14 protein-coding genes are annotated in these 16,604 nt (G+C 71.8%); 9 read left to right on the forward strand and 5 right to left on the reverse strand.

Going from position 1 to position 16,604, the window contains the following annotated elements; all coding sequences use genetic code 11:
- The first annotated feature begins 13 nt into the window (after nucleotides 1-13).
- On the forward strand, nucleotides 14-1,135 hold the full coding sequence (locus ACFPZJ_RS33590; protein WP_381030072.1) for an adenosine deaminase: 1,122 nt from the start codon (nucleotides 14-16) through the stop codon (nucleotides 1,133-1,135).
- Nucleotides 1,136-1,146: 11 nt separating this feature from the next.
- A complete protein-coding gene (locus tag ACFPZJ_RS33595) occupies nucleotides 1,147-1,893 on the forward strand; it encodes a glycerophosphodiester phosphodiesterase (protein WP_381029683.1) in 747 nt (248 codons plus the stop codon).
- Here the strand turns inward: ACFPZJ_RS33595 and ACFPZJ_RS33600 are convergent.
- On the reverse strand, nucleotides 1,838-3,499 hold the full coding sequence (locus ACFPZJ_RS33600; RefSeq protein ID WP_381029685.1) for an RNA polymerase sigma factor: 1,662 nt from the start codon (nucleotides 3,497-3,499) through the stop codon (nucleotides 1,838-1,840). The two genes, ACFPZJ_RS33595 and ACFPZJ_RS33600, sit on opposite strands and share 56 nt — an antisense overlap.
- Before the next feature lie 523 nt (nucleotides 3,500-4,022).
- Nucleotides 4,023-5,462 (reverse strand): gamma-aminobutyraldehyde dehydrogenase, encoded by a 1,440-nt coding sequence (locus ACFPZJ_RS33605; RefSeq protein WP_381029687.1) that lies wholly within the window; start codon nucleotides 5,460-5,462, stop codon nucleotides 4,023-4,025.
- A gap of 164 nt (nucleotides 5,463-5,626) precedes the next feature.
- Here ACFPZJ_RS33605 and ACFPZJ_RS33610 point away from each other — a divergent pair, with 164 nt between their 5' ends.
- From ACFPZJ_RS33610 to ACFPZJ_RS33640, 7 genes are all read left to right on the forward strand, one after another.
- Complete coding sequence (locus ACFPZJ_RS33610) at nucleotides 5,627-6,145, forward strand: Lrp/AsnC family transcriptional regulator (protein ID WP_381029690.1); 519 nt, start codon at nucleotides 5,627-5,629, stop codon at nucleotides 6,143-6,145.
- Between the two features lie 19 nt (nucleotides 6,146-6,164).
- Nucleotides 6,165-7,538, forward strand: coding sequence for an aspartate aminotransferase family protein (locus tag ACFPZJ_RS33615; RefSeq protein ID WP_381029693.1), 1,374 nt, complete (start codon nucleotides 6,165-6,167; stop codon nucleotides 7,536-7,538).
- Nucleotides 7,539-7,772: 234 nt separating this feature from the next.
- Entirely contained in the window at nucleotides 7,773-8,513 is a 741-nt protein-coding gene (locus ACFPZJ_RS33620) for an ABC transporter ATP-binding protein (protein WP_381029694.1), read from the forward strand.
- Entirely contained in the window at nucleotides 8,495-9,913 is a 1,419-nt protein-coding gene (locus ACFPZJ_RS33625; RefSeq protein ID WP_381029697.1) for a hypothetical protein, read from the forward strand. The genes ACFPZJ_RS33620 and ACFPZJ_RS33625 overlap by 19 nt, the downstream gene beginning before the upstream one ends.
- Nucleotides 9,914-10,090: 177 nt before the next feature.
- Complete coding sequence (locus tag ACFPZJ_RS33630; protein ID WP_381029699.1) at nucleotides 10,091-10,507, forward strand: VOC family protein; 417 nt, start codon at nucleotides 10,091-10,093, stop codon at nucleotides 10,505-10,507.
- Nucleotides 10,508-10,532: 25 nt separating this feature from the next.
- A complete protein-coding gene (locus tag ACFPZJ_RS33635) occupies nucleotides 10,533-11,654 on the forward strand; it encodes an LOG family protein (RefSeq protein ID WP_381029701.1) in 1,122 nt (373 codons plus the stop codon).
- Between the two features lie 221 nt (nucleotides 11,655-11,875).
- Complete coding sequence (locus ACFPZJ_RS33640) at nucleotides 11,876-12,541, forward strand: LAETG motif-containing sortase-dependent surface protein (protein WP_381029704.1); 666 nt, start codon at nucleotides 11,876-11,878, stop codon at nucleotides 12,539-12,541.
- Nucleotides 12,542-12,721: 180 nt separating this feature from the next.
- Here the strand turns inward: ACFPZJ_RS33640 and ACFPZJ_RS33645 are convergent, their stop codons facing one another.
- The 3 genes from ACFPZJ_RS33645 to ACFPZJ_RS33655 are packed head-to-tail and all read right to left on the reverse strand — an operon-like array spanning nucleotide 12,722 to nucleotide 16,433.
- Complete coding sequence (locus ACFPZJ_RS33645) at nucleotides 12,722-13,741, reverse strand: ABC transporter ATP-binding protein (protein ID WP_381029705.1); 1,020 nt, start codon at nucleotides 13,739-13,741, stop codon at nucleotides 12,722-12,724.
- Entirely contained in the window at nucleotides 13,741-15,414 is a 1,674-nt protein-coding gene (locus ACFPZJ_RS33650; protein WP_381029708.1) for an ABC transporter permease, read from the reverse strand. The genes ACFPZJ_RS33645 and ACFPZJ_RS33650 overlap by 1 nt, the downstream gene beginning before the upstream one ends.
- Entirely contained in the window at nucleotides 15,390-16,433 is a 1,044-nt protein-coding gene (locus tag ACFPZJ_RS33655) for a thiamine ABC transporter substrate-binding protein (protein WP_381030075.1), read from the reverse strand. Before ACFPZJ_RS33655 ends, ACFPZJ_RS33650 begins: the two co-directional genes overlap by 25 nt.
- Nucleotides 16,434-16,604: the final 171 nt, after the last annotated feature.

The raw sequence follows: 16,604 nt of genomic DNA on the forward strand, positions 1-16,604 counted from the left end.
CACCGATCAGCCGATCATCCGCGTCCCGCCGCACCGCGGCCGGGGACGCCGTTCCCGGGGAGGAACCTTGACCGACCGTCCCGCCGCACACGCCGCCGGTGAGGCACGCGACCTGCACGCCTTCATAGCCGGACTGCCCAAGGCCGAACTGCACGTGCACCACGTCGGCTCCGCCTCCCCCCGGATCGTCTCCGAGCTGGCCGCCCGCCACCCCGACTCCAAGGTGCCCACCGACCCCGAGGCCCTGGTCGACTACTTCACCTTCACGGACTTCGCCCACTTCATCGAGGTCTACCTGTCCGTCGTCGATCTGATCCGCACCCCGGAGGACGTACGGCTGCTGACGTTCGAGGTGGCCCGGGAGCTGGCCCGGCAGCAGGTGCGCTACGCCGAGCTGACCATCACCCCGTTCTCCTCCACGCGCCGCGGCATCGACGAGCGCGCCTTCATGGACGCGATCGAGGACGCCCGCAAGGCTGCGGAGGCGGAGTTCGGGACCGTGCTGCGCTGGTGCTTCGACATTCCCGGCGAGGCCGGGCTGGAGGCCGCCGAGGAGACGACCCGGCTCGCCACCGACGACCGGCTGCGCCCGGAGGGCCTGGTCTCCTTCGGGCTCGGCGGGCCCGAGATCGGCGTGCCGCGGCCGCAGTTCAAGCCGTACTTCGACCGGGCCGTCGCCGCCGGTCTGCGCTCCGTGCCGCACGCCGGTGAGACGACCGGCCCGCAGACGGTGTGGGACGCCCTCACCCACCTGCACGCCGAACGCATCGGCCACGGCACCAGCTCCGCGCAGGACCCCAAGCTCCTCGCGCACCTCGCCGAACACCGCATCGCGCTGGAGGTGTGCCCGACCTCGAACATCGCCACGCGCGCGGTGCGCACCCTCGACGAGCACCCCATCGGGGAGTTCGTGCGGGCCGGTGTCCTGGTGACCGTCAACTCCGACGACCCGCCGATGTTCGGCACCGACCTCAACAGCGAGTACGCGGTCGCCGCCCGCCTCCTCGACCTCGACGAGCGCGGCCTCGCCGCCCTCGCGAAGAACGCCGTCGAGGCGTCCTTCCTGGACGAGCCCGGCAAGGCGCGGCTGGCGGCCGAGATCGACAGCTACACGTCGGCCTGGCTCGCGCGCTGACGCCCCGAACCATGAGCCCCGTCCCCGTCGGCTCCCTGCGGAACGTCACCGCCGTGGCACACCGCGGCGACCCCTACCGCGCCCGGGAGAACACGGTCGCCTCACTGCGTTCCGCGCTCGCCCGGGGCGCGGACGCCGTCGAGGTCGACGTACGGCTCACCCGGGACGGCGTACCGGTGCTGCTGCACGACACGACGCTGAAGCGGCTGTGGGAGCTCGACCGTCCGCTGCTCGCGCTGTCCTGGGAGGAAGTGCGCGGGCTGACCGGCGGCGGCGTGCCCACGCTGGCGGACGCGCTGACCGCGACCGACGGACACCGGGTGATGCTCGACCTGCCCGGCACACCCGACGTGCGGGCGGCCCGCCGGATCGTGGACGTCGTGCGCGAGTGCGGGGCGCGGGATCGTGTGTACTACTGCGCGGGCGCCCCCGCCATGCTCGCCGTGCGCGCCGCCGACCCGGCCGCCGAGATCGCCCTGACCTGGACCACCCTGGCACCACCCCGCCCGGTCCTGCTGGAGACGATCCGCCCGCGCTGGCTCAACTACCGCTTCGGCCTGGTGAGCCGGGCGCTGGCGGACCGCGTCCACGGCGGCGGCTACCTGCTGTCCGCCTGGACCCCGGACACCCGCCGCGCCATGCGCCGCCTCATCGGCCTGGGCGTCGACTCGATCACGACGAACCGCGTCGACGTCCTGTGCGCTACACGCGCGACCGCTGCGGCACCGTCGCCGGGTCGGCCGGCGTCGCGCGGGTGACGTACTGCGGGACCGGGGCGGCATCGGTCCCGGTGTCCCTGACCAGCCCGTATCTCAGGGCGCCCTGGGGCGGGCCGGTGTTGACGTCCTTGTCGACCGCCTCCCAGCTGGAGGGGAAGACGGTGAGACCGTAGTCGGCGCCCCGTTCGTTCTGGGTGAGCGTGACCGAGCCGTCGACGTAGAAGTACTCGTTCTGCCACATCTGCTGGGTCCCGTCCGGCAGGACCGCGTAGCCGATGTCCGGTCCGCCCATGCCGGTGACGTAGCCGTTCGGGGCGCCGGTCAGCGGGTCGTCCATGCGTCGCCAGCCGCCCGACGCCACATGGAACAGCCTGCCCTTCAGGCCGGTCCAGGCCGGCATGACCAGCGCGCCCGGCCGGGAGGCGGGTGAGATCTGCCAGCGCACCAGCACGTAGCCCTGGCCGGTCAGCGTCACGCTGTCCCCCCGGTGCTGCATCACCGCCTTCGGGCCGCCGGTGCTGGTGATGCCGGCCTCGGGGCGGCGCGGCAGGGCCGCGGGCCGGGCGTCGGGGTCGGGCGCCCGGTCGACGGCGTCGACGACCGTGCCGTACAGGTCGCGCTTCTTCGTCGCCGACGGCGACGACGACGGCGACGGGGTGGGCGCGGGCGGGGCGGCGGGGGACGGCGGGCCGGGGGTGACCGCCGCGGTGGGGGTCACCGCGGCCTGCGATGGCGGGGCGGCGGGCGGCTGGGAGACGACGTACGCGCCGCCCGCGACGATCGTCGCGCCCGCCGTCATGGCGACGGCCGGTTTGGTCAGCGCGCTCAGCGCCTTGGCGGACCAGCCGGCGGAGGCGGTGGCCGCGGCGGCAGCGGCCGTCTTGCCGCCGAACGCCAGCGACAGCGTGAAGCCGACGGGCAGCGGGACGAGGGCGATGCCGACGAGGAGACGTTCCGCCGGTACGACGGACTCGCGGGTGTCGCCGCAGTAGCAGCAGCCGCGGATGTGCCGGGCCAGCCGCTTGCGCCACACCGAGTCGGGCCGGCCGTTCCAGCGGACGGTCAGCTCCCGCAGATCCGGGCAGGCGCCGTCCAGGGCGCGCACGATGCCGCGCGCGGTCTCCAGCCGTTCCTTCATCCGCTGCACGCGGACGGCGGCGTGCTGCCGGGTGATGCCGACGGCGGCGGCCAGTTCACGCCGGGTCAGTTCGCCGGCGACCTCCAGCCACCACAGCGACAGCAGGTGCCGGTCCTCGTCGTCGAGCCACCGCACCGCTTCGGCGACCTCGCGCCGCTGGCCCTCCAACTGGAGCCGCAGCACGGTCAGTTCGGCGAAGTCGGCGGCCTGTGTCGCGCCCTCCTCCAGCCGGTCCGGGGAGGTGCGCCGCGCCCGGTCGCGGATCTGCCGCATGGCGATCGCCACCAGCCAGGACCGGAAGCTGTCCGGGTCGCGCAGCGAGCCGAGGTTGTGGACGGCGCGCAGCATGGTCTCCTGGACGACGTCGTCGACGTCGGCGTGGCCGTTCAGGGCACGGCCGACGATGTTGTAGACCAACGGCAGCCAGCCTGCGACCAGTTCGTCCAGCGCCCGCCGGTCGCCGGCCTGCGCCGCGGCGATGGTGGGGCGCCAGTCCTGACTGTCCACGGTGCCCTTCCGGTGGCTGAGGTGACTACTTTTCCGCACGCACCCTCTCAGGCAGGACGGGGATCCTGGCTATGTCGGGGATCACAGGGGGAGACGGTGTGAAGGCCGGGTGGATAACACTTTTTCGCGCCCTGCCGCGACTCGACGGCGAGGGGCGGGACGGTACGGGAGCGGTGCACGGTGGTCGAACCGTGCCCCCCGACCGCGGCGGCACCCCGGTTCCCGCGACGGCGACGCGACGCTCCGCCATGACGCCCCCCTCGTCCCCCAGCAGACCTGCTGACCGGCTGCGACGATGCGGTGCTCCGGCCGCAGGGGCGTCGAGAACGACTGGATCACTCTCCCGGCCCTCTTGACCGGCCCGGCGGCGAGCACACCCGGCTGCACATCCGGCCGACGGCAGCTCGTCCCTGGCGGCCCCGCGAGCCCGCGAAGACGATGCAGCAAGAACGAGAGCGCGGCCCCGGACGGGAGTTCCCCGTCCGGGGCCGCGCCGTGCGCAGAGCCGCTGGGACCGCGGAGGCTACGCGTCCAGCGACGTCATCACGTGCTTGATCCGCGTGTAGTCCTCGAAGCCGTAGCCCGACAGGTCCTTGCCGTAGCCGGACTTCTTGAAGCCGCCGTGCGGCATCTCGGCGACCAGCGGGATGTGGGTGTTGATCCACACGCAGCCGAAGTCGAGCTTCTTGGACATCCGCATCGCGCGGCCGTGGTCCTTGGTCCACACCGAGGAGGCCAGCGCGTACTCGACGCCGTTGGCCCACTCCACGGCCTGGTCCTCGTCCGAGAAGGACTGCACGGTGATGACCGGGCCGAAGACCTCCTTCTGGATGATGTCGTCGTCCTGCTTGACGCCGGAGACGACGGTCGGCGCGTAGAAGTAGCCCTTGTCGCCGACGCGCTTGCCGCCGGCCTCCACGCGCGCGTGCGCGGGCAGCCCCTCGATGAAGCTTTCCACCTGCTTGAGCTGGTTGGGGTTGTTGAGCGGGCCGAACAGCACGTCCTCGTCGTCCGGCATGCCGGTCTTCGTCTCGGCGGCGGCCTTGGCGAGCGCGGAGACGAACTCGTCGTGGATCGCCTCGTGCACGAGGACGCGGCAGGCGGCCGTACAGTCCTGGCCGGCGTTGAAGAAGCCCGCGACGGAGATGTCCTCGACGGCCTTGGCGATGTCGGTGTCCTCGAAGACCACGACCGGCGCCTTGCCGCCGAGCTCCAGGTGGACGCGCTTGAGGTCCTTCGACGCCGTCTCGGCGACCTGCATGCCGGCCCGGACCGAGCCGGTGATGGAGGCCATCGCCGGGACCGGGTGCTCGACCATCATGCGGCCGGTCTCGCGGTCGCCGCAGATGACGTTGAAGACGCCCTTGGGCAGGATCGAGCCGATGATGTCGGCGATCAGGACGGTCGAGGCCGGGGTGGTGTCCGACGGCTTCAGCACGACCGTGTTGCCCGCGGCGATCGCCGGGGCGAACTTCCACACGGCCATCATCATCGGGTAGTTCCACGGCGCGACCTGGGCGCAGACGCCGACCGGCTCACGGCGGATCATGGAGGTCATCCCCTCCATGTACTCACCGGCCGAGCGGCCCTCGAGCATCCGCGCCGCGCCCGCGAAGAAGCGGATCTGGTCGATCATCGGCGGGATCTCCTCGGAGCGGGTCAGCCCGACCGGCTTGCCCGTGTTCTCCACCTCCGCCGCGATCAGTTCCTCGGCGCGCTCCTCGAACGCGTCCGCGATCTTCAGCAGCGCCTTCTGGCGTTCGGCGGGGGTGGTGTCCCGCCAGCCCGGGAAGGCCTCGGCGGCGGCCGCCATCGCGGCGTCCACGTCCGCCTGTCCGGACAGCGGAGCGGTCGCGTACGCCTCGCCCGTCGCGGGATTGACCACCTCGGTGGTCCGTCCGTCGGCGGCGTCCCGGAACTCACCGCCGATGTAATTGCGCAGACGACGCAGCTCGGTGCTCACTGCAGGCCCTCCTGGTGGATTGTCCAATCTTTGAGACACCCACCCTAATCCGTCCCCCGACGTTTTCAACACCCCCGCCCGCTCCCCTCCTGCGAAATCCGCAAGATGGACGTCTTCAAACAACGAAATTCATCGATCGAGGCTTGCGAAACTGCCGAGACGTCGTGCACAGTGTGGCCGTGGCCAGTCGAAGCGCAGAGCAGAAGGACCCCCGCGAGTCCCGGAACGGCGGCAGCCCCCAGCTGGACGCCGTCTCGCTCGCCATCATCGAGCAGCTCCAGGAGGACGGCCGGCGGCCGTACGCCGCCATCGGCAAGGCCGTGGGCCTGTCCGAGGCGGCCGTGCGCCAGCGCGTCCAGAAGCTGCTCGACCAGGGCGTGATGCAGATCGTCGCCGTCACGGACCCGCTCACCGTGGGCTTCCGCCGGCAGGCGATGGTCGGCGTCAACGTGGAGGGCGACGTGGAGGCCGTCGCGGACGCGCTGACCGCCATGTCCGAATGCGAGTACGTGGTGATGACCGCCGGCTCCTTCGACCTGATGGTGGAGATCGTCTGCGAGGACGACGACCACCTGCTGGAGGTCATCAACAAACGCATCCGGGCCGTCCCCGGAGTGCGCTCCACCGAGAGCTTCGTCTACCTCAAGCTCAAGAAGCAGACCTACATGTGGGGAACCCGATAACCGTGAGGACCCGATAACCGTGAGCACCGACAGCCCCAAGGACCTCAGCAGGACCGCGTACGACCACCTGTGGATGCACTTCACCCGCATGTCCTCGTACGAGAACGCCCCCGTCCCCACCATCGTCCGGGGCGAAGGCACCTACATCTACGACGACAAGGGCAAGCGCTACCTCGACGGTCTCGCCGGTCTGTTCGTGGTCCAGGCCGGGCACGGCCGCGTCGAGCTCGCCGAGACCGCCTTCAAGCAGGCGCAGGAACTCGCGTTCTTCCCGGTCTGGTCCTACGCCCACCCCAAGGCCGTCGAACTGGCGGACCGGCTCGCCGACTACGCGCCGGGCGATTTGAACAAGGTCTTCTTCACCACCGGCGGCGGCGAGGCGGTGGAGACCGCCTGGAAGCTCGCCAAGCAGTACTTCAAGCTGGTCGGCAAGCCCACCAAGCACAAGGTGATCTCCCGCGCGGTCGCCTACCACGGCACCCCCCAGGGCGCCCTGTCCATCACGGGCCTGCCCGCCCTGAAGGCGCCCTTCGAGCCCCTCGTCCCCGGCGCGCACAAGGTCCCGAACACCAACATCTACCGCGCCCCGATCCACGGCGACGACCCGGAGGCCTTCGGTCGCTGGGCCGCCGACCAGATCGAGCAGCAGATTCTCTTCGAGGGCCCCGACACGGTCGCGGCGGTCTTCCTGGAGCCGGTGCAGAACGCGGGCGGCTGCTTCCCGCCCCCGCCCGGCTACTTCCAGCGGGTCCGCGAGATCTGCGACCGCCACGACGTCCTGCTCGTCTCGGACGAGGTCATCTGCGCCTTCGGCCGCCTGGGCACGATGTTCGCCTGCGACAAGTTCGGCTACGTCCCGGACATGATCACCTGCGCCAAGGGCATGACCTCGGGCTACTCCCCCATAGGCGCGTGCGTCATCTCCGACCGCATCGCCGAGCCGTTCTACAAGGGCGACAACACCTTCCTGCACGGCTACACCTTCGGCGGCCACCCGGTGTCGGCCGCGGTGGGCGTCGCCAACCTCGACCTGTTCGAACGGGAGGGCCTCAACCAGCACGTCCTCGACAACGAGGCCGCCTTCCGCGCGACCCTGGAGAAGCTGTACGACCTGCCGATCGTCGGCGACGTGCGCGGCAACGGGTTCTTCTACGGCATCGAGCTGGTCAAGGACAAGGCGACCAAGGAGTCGTTCGACGCCGAGGAGACCGAGCGCGTCCTGTACGGCTTCCTGTCCAAGAAGCTGTACGAGAACGGCCTGTACTGCCGTGCCGACGACCGCGGCGACCCGGTCGTCCAGCTCGCCCCGCCGCTGATCTCCGACCAGGAGACGTTCGACGAGATCGAGCAGATCCTGCGCGCGACGCTGTCGGAGGCGTGGACGAAGCTGTGAGCCGGCGAGGCCCTCTCGCTGATCTTCCTCTGGAATGATCATTTACGGCCCCGGAGCCGCCCGTTCGAGTGAGAAACGGGCGTCCGGGGCCGCGTGCTGTCCGGCGTCCCGCCGCCGCCTGCCTAGCGTGCCAGTGACCGATCGGCCCTGCCTTCGTTCCCCCGCACGGGGGACTGCGCGGAATCCAAACGCCATCCCGCACGGCATTCTTCGATCCGAACCGAGGTGTACGCCATGGTGGCCCCGCCGGACAACGACGTGCTCTGGGCACGCGCCCTGCACTTCCAGCACAACGACGGCTCGCCCGCGCTCAGCGGCGTCTCGCTCGGCGTCCGGGAGGGCGAGATCCTCGCCGTCAGCGGCCCGCGGGGCAGCGGCAAGACGACCCTCCTGCGCTGCCTGTCCGGCCTGGTGCCCGTCCGGCGCGGCGAGGTCTGGTTCAACAGCGTCCCCGTGCACACGATGGGTCCGCTGGTCCGCGAACGGCTCCGCAGGGACCGCTTCGGCTGGATCGACCCGGCCCCCGCGCTCGTCCCCGAGCTGAACGTCTGGGAGAACACGGCCCTCCCCCTGATGCTGCGCGGCACCAGCCGGCGCCGCGCCAAGACGGCCGCCATGGAGTGGCTGGAACGCCTCGACATCGGCGACCGGTCCCGCAGACGCCCGCTCGAACTGACGCAGGCCGAACGGCAGCGCGTCTGCATCGCCCGCGCCCTGGCCCCCGCTCCCTCGGTCCTGTTCGCCGACGAGCCCACGGCCCCCCTGCACCGCGCGGACCGCGCCCACGTCCTGCGCACCCTCACCACGGCGGCCCGCTCGCACGGCATCACCGTCGTCCTGGCCACGCACGACGCGGAGACGGCCGCCCTGGCCGACCGCACGGTGGCGCTGCTGGACGGGCGGCGCGTGAGGACCGTGCACCTGCCGCCCGCCACCGAGACGGAAGGCCGGGCCACGTGCTCGCTCTCCGCCTGACCCGCGGCGCCCACCCCGCCGTCCAACTGCGCCGGCTCCTGGTCGCGGCGGCGTCGGCGGGCACGGGTTTCCTGCTGCTCTGCGCGCTGGGCTACGCACTGGGCCACCCGGACTCCCCCGGCGCCTCCCTCCTGCGCCTGGCCTGGTGCACGGCTCCCCTGGCCGCCACGGTGTACCTCGCGCTGGCGGTGGCCCGCACGGACCCGGGCACGACCCCGCGCCCCGGCCTGTCGGCGGTCGGTCTGGGCCCGGCCCGCCTGATGGCCGTCTCCGCGACGACGACGGCCCTGTCCTGCGTGCTGGGCTCGATGCTGGCCCTGCTGTTCTTCCTCCACCTGCGTGGCGATCTGACGGGCATGCCCTTCGACGGCGCGGCGGCGGAGTTCCTCGCGGCGGACCAGCCGTTGCCCCTCCCGGGGGCGCTGACGCTGCTGGCGGTCGTACCGGTGATCGCGTCGGTGACGGTCGCGGTGGCCAGGCGGCCCCTCGAGGCGCGGCCGTCCCCGACGAGCGGCGCGCCCCGGCGCTTCGGCCGTTTCGGCGCGTACGGCCTCGGGGTGGCGCGGGAGACGTTCGGGGCGTACGGCCGCTACGGCAAGCACCTGGCGAGCGCCGGACCGGCCACCCGGCCCGCGCACCGTCGCGCCGCCGAGCCCGCTCCCGTCCCGCGCAACGGCGACACCACCCAGACACGGACCGGCGACGCCCACTCCCCGGCACCGGCGCCGGGCGGCGACCAGGGCCCCGCCCAGGAACCCGAACTCCACACGGTGACGCCGGGCAGCCTCGACGGCACCCGCGCCCATACCGACGTACCCGGAGGCCTGCCCTGGGGCATCGCCGTCCTGGCCGCCGGTCTGGCCGTGGAGACCTACGCGAGCCACGCCGCCGACGCCACCGGCGCCACCCCCGCCGGCCATCCCGGCGTCCTGATCGGCTGGGCTCTGACCGCCCTCGGCCTCGCCCTCGCCGGCCCGGGCCTCACGCACCTGTGCGGCCGCCTGCTGCAGGCGGTCCGCCCCGGCGCACTGCGCCTGCTCGCCGGACGCGTCCTGATGGCGGAGGCCACCCGGATCGGCCGTCCCCTCGGTGTCGTCTGCGCGGTGGCGTCGGCCGCGTTCGCGCTCGCCTCGCTGTCCGCACCGGACAGCCCGTCCTTCGGACCGCTCGGCACCCTCGGCGCGCTCCTCGTGTCCGGCTGCACCGTGGCGACGCTGCTCACGGCAGCCGTCGAGGCCAGGCAGGCCCGCGCCGAGACGATGGCCGCGCTGCTGCGGCTCGGCGCGCCCGCGACGATGCTGCGCGGCGCCGCCGCCGTCCGCGCCGGCGCGCTGCTCGCCCTGTTCGGCCCGCTCACGCTGATCGTCGCCGCGCTGGCGGCAGTGCCGCTGGCCCGCTGAGACCCGTACGGAACACCGCACCACAGGCAGCGCGAGACCCAGGGGAGGGGCGGCGCGGCCGGCTTCTTCGAGGGTGTCCGGGAATCCCGGCGAAAAAATCTCCCGGACACCGATGAGTTCCGCCGGGGCGCCCGGTCTACCCCACCGGACGGCACGCATCCGATGGGAGAGACTCCGATGACCGCGACCTACCAGCAGATGATCTTCGTGAACCTGCCCGTGAACGACCTCGACGCCTCGAAGAAGTTCTTCACGGAGCTCGGCTACTCGATCAACCCGCAGTTCAGCGACGAGAACGCGGCCTCCGTCGTGATCAGCGACACCATTGTGGCCATGCTGCTGACCAAGCCGTTCTACGCGACCTTCACCCAGAAGGAGATCGCGGACGCCACGAGGACCAGCGAGGTGCTCATCGCGCTGAGCGCCGAGAGCCGTGAGAAGGTCGACGAACTGGTCGAGAAGGCCGTCGCCGCGGGCGGCACCGCGTCGGAGAAGGTCCAGGACATGGACTTCATGTACGGCCGCTCCTTCGACGACCTCGACGGCCACACCTGGGAGGTCGTGTGGATGGACCCGGCGGCCATCGAGGGCTGACACCCGCTGTGCCTAGCATGGGCGGGTGCAGACGATGCCCGCCCACGCGGCCCACCACGACGACCGTGAGATCGAGACGCTCGAGGAGTTCGACGCCGCCGTCGCGGCGCGCGGCTCCCTCGCCGGATTCCGCGTCCAAGCCGTCGATCTGACGGACCGTACGCGCGAACTGCTCGGCACGGACACGGCGGGCGCCGTCTTCCTCGGCTGTCCGATGCGCGAGGAGGCCGCCGCGAAGATCCGCGGGGACGGCGCCCTGGTCTTCCCGCCCGTTCCCGGCCTGCCCTTCGACCCGTACCGGGGCCTGGTCTACTCACCGGAGGAGCTCTTCGCCTCTCTGCCGGACGGTTACGAGGCCACGCCCGACGCCCGGGCGTACGCCTGGTTCCAGCGGACGAAGGCGGACGGCGACATCTACGCCTCCATGCTCCGCGCGGTCCACGACGACTCCGTCTCGGACGCCCTCGACGAACTCCTCTCCGGCGCACGCGTGGTGGGCGTGATGGGCGGCCACGCGATGGCGCGCGGCAGTCAGGCGTACGCCGGTGCGGCGCGGCTCGGCCGGGAGCTGGCCCGCGCCGGGTTCACGGTGGCCACGGGCGGGGGCCCCGGGGCGATGGAGGCCGCCAACCTCGGCGCGTACGCGGCCCCGTTCGACGACGGCATGCTGGACGACGCGGTGCTGCTGCTCGCCAAGGCACCGTCGTTCGTCCCGTCGGTCACCGACTGGGCGCGCACCGCGTTCGAGGTGCGCGACCGCTGGCCGAGGGGCGGCACCTCCGTCGGCATCCCCACCTGGTTCTACGGCCACGAGCCGCCGAACCCCTTCGCCTCGCACATCGCCAAGTACTTCGCCAACGCCACCCGCGAGGACGGCCTGCTGGCCCGCTGCAACGCGGGCGTGGTCTTCCTGCCGGGCGCCGCCGGCACCGTGCAGGAGATCTTCGACAACGCGACGCCGAACTACTACGAGTCGCGTGGCGAGCCCACGCCGATGGTGCTCGTGAACCGTGCCCACTGGACGGAGAAGCTGCCGACGTGGCCGCTGCTCCAGTCGCTCGCCGAGGGCCGGTCGATGCAGGCGCGGATCGCCCTGGTGGACCGGATCGAGGAGGCTCCCGAGGCGTTGAAACGTCTCGGCGGTTAATAAGAAGGCAAAGCCAACCGCTTGCTGTCGGTCCTCACGTTGACACTGCTTATGCGGCGCTTATAGACCTGTGAGCCTCCGGGGAGTGCTGACGCGTTGTCAGTGCTGACGCATCGTCAGTACTCCCTCCACCCCCCGCATTTGCGCATCCTCTAAGGACAAACGTGGCAGTCCTGTCCATATTCCGTCGTGCGGCATCCCGTCGTACCGTCGCGCGTTCCGTGCGCGTCCTCGGTGTCGCCTCCGCCTCGGCCGCGCTCGCGCTCGGTGTCGCCGGCAACGCCCTCGCCTGTGACATCAGCGAGTTCTCGGCCGAAGCCAAGTGCGACGGCGCCAAGGGCGTCATCACCGTCACCGACGTGGACCCCTCCGGCGTCCCGGCGACCGTGACCGTCTACCTGGAGAACAACGGCGCCGACGTGAAGAAGGTCGGCGAGCAGGTGGTCAAGGGCTCGCGCGAGGGTGTCACCATCACCTTCGACGAGGACTGGAAGCCGAACGCCGAGTACCGCGTCCACGTCAAGGCCGAGGGCTATGTCGACGAGGACATCAAGCCGAACCTGATCACCCCGGCCACGGCCTGCAAGAAGGAGGAGAAGCCTCCGGCCCCGCCGGCCGAGCCGACCCCCTCGGACTCCAACTCCGCCCCGGCCGGGGACACCGGCACCCCGGCCCCCTCACCGTCGAAGAGCGAGAGCACCGCTCCCTCGGGCGCCTCCAGCAACGCCCCGTCGCCGGCGGCCGGTGCCGGTGACTCGAACCTCGCCGAGACCGGCGCGAATTCCCAGACGGGGATCATCGCCGGGATCGCGGCCGTCCTGGTCGTGATCGGCGGTGGCGCGGTGTTCTTCGGCATGCGCCGCCGTGGAGCGAGCAGCGACCGCTGACGCCCTGAACAACCGGTGGCCCGCCCCCTTGTCGTACGGGGGCGGGCCACTGCCCTCTTCAGTCGAAAGCGGCCGCTCCAGCCGGAACCCCGGCAGCAGACACGCACCTCCGCCTCGGGTACGTCAACGGCAGCCGGTAGGGCGAGTGCCGTCATGTCCCTCGGCCCAGGAACTGGTCGATCACCCGAGCACGACGACTTCCGCCGCCTCGAACTCCACCCCGACCTCGTCCCCGACCTCCGGCGCGTCCCGCAGCGCGCACGCCGCCTCCAGCCGCGGCCCGTCCTCGGGCTGGAGGTGCACCGCGACATGGGTGCCCTTGAAGGTGCGGCCCGTCACCGTGCAGCGCAGGCCCGCGTCGGCGGGGACCAGGAGCACGCCGGCGGGCCGTACCAGCAGCGTACGCGTGCCCTGTGCGGCGTCCTCGGCAACGGGCACCTTGCCCCACGGAGTGACCGCGGCGCCGTCGCCGACCGTCGCCTCCACCACGTTCTCGAAGCCGAGGAACCGGGCCACGAACGCGTCGGCCGGCCGCTGCCACACCTCCAGGGGCGTGCCGGACTGGGCGATCCGCCCGTCCCGCATCACCACGACCCGGTCGGCCAGCGCGAAGGCCTCGCCCTGGTCGTGGGTCACGGCCAGCACCGTGGTGCCCAACCGGCCGAACAGCTCCCTGAGTTCGACGACCAGCCGTTCCCTGAGCGACCGGTCGAGCTGGCCGAGCGGCTCGTCCAGCATCAGCAGCCGGGGGCTGGGGGCAAGGGCCCGGGCCAGCGCCACCCGCTGCTGCTCACCGCCGGACAGCGCGGCGACGGCCCGGCGTTCGGCGCCCGGCAGCCCGACCAGATCGAGCAACTCGCGTACGCGCTCCGCCTGCCGGCCCTTCGACGCCCCGTGCATCCGCAGCCCGAAGGCGACGTTGCCGCCCACGTCCCGCTGCGGGAACAGCTGGTGGTCCTGGAACATCAGGCCGACCCCGCGCCGGTGCGCGGGCACGCCCGCCTGGTCCCGCCCGTCGAGCAGCACCCGCCCGGAGTCCAGGGGCTGCAGTCCGGCGACGGCCCGCAAAAGCGTCGACTTGCCGCTGCCGCTGGGCCCGAGCACACACACGATCTGGTGCTCGGCGACCTCCAGGTCGACGGCGTCGAGCACGGCCCGCCCGCCGAAGCGAACGGTCGCGGCCTCAAGGCTCAGCAGCATCAGAACTCCCCTGTCCGGTCGGTCCGCAGACGCTCCAGCACCAGCAGCGCCACCGCGCACACGATCATCAGAATCGTCGACAGGGCCATCGCCTGCCCGTAGTTGAGGTCACCCGGCCGCCCCAGCAGCCGCGCCACCGCCACCGGCAGCGTCGGGTTGTCGGGCCGCGCCAGGAACACCGTCGCCCCGAACTCCCCGAGCGACACCGCGAAGGCGAACCCGGCCGCGATCAGCAGTGCCCGCCGCACCATCGGCAGGTCCACCTCCCGCCACACCCGCCACGGCGACGCCCCGAGCACGGCCGCCGCCTCCCGCAGCCGTACGTCCACCGCCCGCAGCACCGGCAGCATGGTCCGTACGACGAAGGGGACGCCCACCAGCGCCTGCGCGAGCGGCACCAGGATCCAGGAGGACCTCAGGTCCAGCGGCGGCTCGTCGAGGGCGATCAGGAACCCGAAGCCGACGGTCACCGCGGACACCCCGAGCGGCAGCATCAGCAGCGCGTCGAACCCGCGCACGAACCGCCCGGCGTCCCGGCGGGTCAGGGCGACGGAGGCGAGAGAGCCGATCAGCACGGCGATGACGGTGGCGGCGAGGGCGTACCGCAGCGAATTGCCGACGGCGGCGACCGGCGGGACGAGGAAGGTGCCCCCGTCCTCACGGGTCAGCGCCCGGAAGTAGCCGAGGCCGGGCGCGTCCAGGGACCGCTGCACCAGCACCGCCAGCGGCAGCAGGAGCAGGACCGCGATCGTGACCAGGACTCCGGCCAGCAGCGCCCACTGCCCGGCCCCGCGCGGCCGGCGCGCGGTCACGGAGGCGTCCACCAGCCGCAGCGCCGTCTCCCGGCGCCGGACGGTCCAGGCGTGCAGGGCGAGGATCGCCCCGACGGCGACGAACTGGATCACCGTCAGGACGGCCGCCGTGGACAGGTCGAAGATCTCGGACGTCTGCCGGTAGATCTCCACTTCGAGGGTCGAGAAGAGCGGCCCTCCGAGGATCTGGACGACGCCGAAGGAGGTGAAGGTGAACAGGAAGACCATCAGCGCCGCGGCGGCGACCGCGGGCGCGAGCGCGGGCAGGGTTACCTTCCGCCAGGCGGCCGCCGACGACGCGCCCAGCATCCGCGCGGCCTCCTCCTGCCGCGGATCGAGCTGCGCCCACAGCCCGCCGACGGTCCGTACGACGACGGCGTAGTTGAAGAAGACGTGCGCGAGCAGGATGGCCCACACGGTGGTGTCCAGCCGTACGCCCCACAGCTCGTCGAGCAGCCCGCCGCGCCCGACGAGCGCCAGGAACGCCGAACCGACGACGACCGTCGGCAGCACGAACGGCACGGTCACGACCGCCCGCAGGATCTGCTTGCCCCGGAAATCGAAGCGCGCGAAGACGTACGCGCCGGGGAGCGCGATCAGCAGGGTGAGCGCGGTCGAGACGAGCGCCTGCCAGGTCGTGAACCACAGCACATGCCGGATGTCGGACTGGGCGAGGACGTCCGCGATCCGCCCGAGGTGCCAGGTCCCGTCGGCCCGCAGACCGCGCGCGACGATCGCGGCGACGGGGTAGGCGAAGAAGACCGCGAAGAACGCGACGGGCACGGCCATGAGCCCGAGCCGCGCCGCCGCGCCCCGCTTCCGGAAGGCTGCCCGGGCTACTTCAGTACGAGCGAGGTCCACGACTTGACCCACTGGTCACGGTGGTCGGCGATCTTCGCCGGGTCCATGGTCGCGGGATCCTCGGCCTGCGGCCCGTACTTCGCGAACTCCGGCGGCACCTGGGCCCCCTCGGTCACCGGGTGGACGAACATGTTCAGCGGCATGTCCTCCTGGAACCGCTTGGTGAGCAGGAAGTCGAGGAAGGCCTTGCCGCCCTCGCTGTTCGCGGCGTTGCTGAGCAGGCCCGCGTACTCGACCTGCCGGAAGCAGGTGCCCTGCGCCACCCCGGTCGGCGCCGTGCTCGGCCTCGGGTCCGCGAAGACGACCTCGGCGGGCGGCGAGGAGCCGTACGACACCACGAGCGGCCGGTCGCCCCCTGCCTTCCGGCCGGCGGACGATCCGGAGAACTCCTCGTAGTAGGCCTGCTCCCAGCCGTCGACGACCTTCACGCCGTTGGCCTTGAGCTTCTTCCAGTAGCCCTGCCAGTTGTCGTCGCCGTACTCGGCGGCGGTGCCGAGCAGGAAGCCGAGGCCCGGCGAGGAGGTGGCGGCGTTCTCGGTGACGAGCAGGTTCCTGTACTCGGGCTTGACCAGGTCCTCGAAGGTGCGCGGCGGGGCGAGCTTGTGGTCGGCGAAGTACTTCTTGTCGTAGTTGACGCAGATGTCGCCGGTGTCGACGGGCGTGACCCGGTGCTTGTCCTCGTCGACCCGGTACTCGGCCTTGATCCGGTCCGAGCCCTTCGCCTCGTACGACTGGAACAGTCCGTTGTCGAGCGCGCGGGACAGCAGGGTGTTGTCGACCCCGAAGAAGACGTCGCCCTGCGGGTTGTCCTTGGTCAGGATCGCCTTGTTCACGGCCTGCCCGGCGTCGCCGCTCTTGAGGACCTTGACCTTGTAGCCGGACTCCTTCTCGAACGCGGCGATCACGTCCTTGGACGCGGCCCACGAATCGTGGCTGACGACGGTCACGGTCCTGGACCCGCCGGACGACGAGCCCTGGCCGCCGTCGGACGACCCGCACGCGGCCAGCCCGCCGGCCATGCCCAGCCCGACGACCACGGCCGCAAACCGCTGTGTGGTGATGTGCACTGGATTCCTCCTGGGGTGACCAGGAAGAGACGCGGCCCTGCCCGGGACCCCTGACAGGTGTCCCGAGCAGGGCGCAACAGCTCGAGTGATGACCGATCTCCCTACCCAGAATGACCTGGGCGA

It is taken from the genome of Streptomyces bullii (assembly GCF_042657145.1).
GTDB lineage: Bacteria > Actinomycetota > Actinomycetes > Streptomycetales > Streptomycetaceae > Streptomyces > Streptomyces bullii.